A 2,473-nucleotide genomic window follows, 5' to 3' on the forward strand; every position below is an offset into this window, starting at 1 on the left:
TTCGTAAGCAAATGCTTAGGTTTTGCGTAGCAAAACCTACTTCGTAAGCAAATGCTTAGGTTTTGCGTAGCAAAACCTACTTCGTAAGCAAATGCTTAGGTTTTGCGCAGCAAAACCTACTTCGTAAGCAATCGCTTCGGTTTTGCGCAGCAAAACCTACTTCGTAAGCAAATGCTTCGGTTTTGCGCAGCAAAACCTACTCCTTAAGCACATGCCTAGCTGTGTAAGAAGAAAAAGAAATTCCCCTTCAGCAGTCTGAATCGCTGCTGCCGGTTTTTCTGTTGTAATCACCACTCCTTTCGGGTGACGGTCACGAATATAGTGTATCTTATGCCCATATAGGCTCTTGTGTGACAATGGCCTATATCGAGCCAACTGGCTCACTGATTGGTCTGTGCAGCAGACCAGAACTCAAAGCTGGTTGCCGCTTTAGCGAATTGACTGTTTCTTTCAAATAAAAGTGTATTCAATATCTCATCATATTAAATGAGCAAATTTTCCTGTAAACAACAATATCCGGCTTGGATAGTTGCAGCTGCTGTTATGCAACCTGCAGCTATCCAAGCCGGACGTTTATTGTTTTTTTTCTACTAAGCATCTGCTGGTTAATGCCCTAGGCATGAAGCCTCACCTCGAATAACGAGATATGTTCAACAAAATCCCTAGTGCAGTTAAGAGAAGCGTTAGGGATGAACCCCCATAGCTAACAAGCGGCAGCGTAATTCCCGTAACGGGCATCATGCCAATGACGACACCAATATTAATCAATACTTGTACACCGATAATGCCTGTGATGCCGACTGCCAGCAAGCTCCCGAATGTATCCGTAGCTGCAATAGCAGCGCGTATCCCCCGCCAGATGACAACTAGAAATAATAGTATAAGAGTAACTCCGCCGATGAAGCCAAGCTCTTCCGCTAAAATCGAGAATATAAAATCGGTTTGCGGCTCAGGCAAATAACTGAACTTCTGTCGGCTCATACCTAGACCGAGCCCAACGAGTCCACCTGGTCCGATCGCATATAAGGATTGAATAATTTGATAGCCGCCTCCGAGCGGGTCTGCCCATGGATCAAGAAAATTCGTTATTCGCTTTAATCGATATGGCGCAGCGATGATAAGGCCAACAAAACCTGCGACACCGATGAGCGCCAAGCCGCCTAAATGAGATAATCTAGCGCCAGCTGTAAAAATCAGAATTAAAGAGGCGCCAACCATCACCGCTCCAGTACCTAGATCAGGCTGCAGCATAATGAGTCCGAAGGCTAGTCCAACAAGCCCTAGCGGCGGCATAAGCCCTTTTGTGAACTGCGTAATCGTTTGCTGCTTCTCAGAGAGCCATTTTGCTAAAAATAATATCATCGCCAGCTTCATAAATTCAGAAGGCTGAATACCGAAGGAGCTAATGCCAAGCCAGCTGCGTGCGCCGCCGCGAACGACGCCGACACCAGGGATCAGCACGAGCAGAAGAAGGCCGAAGCAAACCAATAAAGCCATTGGCGCCCACTTTTTCCAAACCGTATAATGCGTATTCATTGTAAACAACAACACGCCTATACCGAGTCCAGCAAATAGCACCTGACGCTTTACATAGTAAAAACGATCACCGAATTCATGAAAAGCAAGCACTGCGCTAGCGCTGTACACCATAATCAACCCGATAGCGAGAATGAGCCCAATTGCAGTCAGCATCCAAATATCCGGGGCAGAACGCGCTTTGGCCATAGCGAACACACCTCTTAGCATGGGAAAGTAGGGACATGCCCCCTACTTACAAGGTATGCGCCGAATCTTTAAAAATGCGCCCTCTTTGCTCATACGATGTAAACATATCCCAGCTTGCGCATGCAGGCGACAATAAAACAATATCACCTGGCTCTGCAATAGCTGCAGCTTGTTTCACCGCCTGCTGAAGGACGGACTCGGCGTCCTCACTAGGTTCGACGATTTCCACCTTAGCTAAACCTGCTAGCTCTGCTACACGGGAGAGCTTTTCTCTCGTTTCGCCTAAAGCAACAAGCCCCTTTAAGCGGTCGCGGAATAATGGAACAAGCTCCATATAGTCAGAGCCGCGGTCAAGTCCTCCAGCCACTAGAACGATCGGTGCGGATAACGAGCGAACGGACATCATCGTTGCAACCGGGTTTGTCGCTTTCGAATCATTATAATATTTGACACCATTCACTTCACGGACGAACTCCAGGCGGTGCTCCACGCCTCTAAACAACTGCAGCGGTTCTACAAGACGCTCTGGTGCAACTCCAGCAGCCAAACACGCCGCTATGGCAGCAAGCGCATTAGCGGCGTTGTGGCGGCCTGGTATGCCTAGCTCTGAAACGGGTAAAATGTTAATTTCCGAGTCCTCAGACTGGCGGAATACAATTTGTCTATCCACAGCGGCTTCATCATTTTGTGCGTCACCGTTGTCCCGCTCATATGGCGGATCAATGTAAATGCCCGCATCCAGTCGCTC

Annotated in this window: 2 protein-coding genes; both read right to left on the reverse strand. The window is 48.0% G+C overall.

Annotated elements, in window-relative coordinates; all coding sequences use genetic code 11:
• Positions 1-627: 627 nt before the first annotated feature.
• Complete coding sequence (spoVE, locus tag AC1DSE_RS34115; RefSeq protein ID WP_477528997.1) at positions 628-1,725, reverse strand: stage V sporulation protein E; 1,098 nt, start codon at positions 1,723-1,725, stop codon at positions 628-630.
• 46 nt (positions 1,726-1,771) lie between these two features.
• Positions 1,772-2,473: glutamate ligase domain-containing protein (locus AC1DSE_RS34120; protein ID WP_477528998.1), on the reverse strand; the 702-nt coding region annotated here is incomplete at its 5' end.

The organism is Paenibacillus sp. 01L418 (assembly GCF_056400045.1).

Bases quoted from the DNA above. Each gene is read 5' to 3' on its own strand.
- spoVE (WP_477528997.1), bottom strand. From the start codon at position 1,725: ATGGCCAAAGCGCGTTCTGCCCCGGATATTTGGATGCTGACTGCAATT.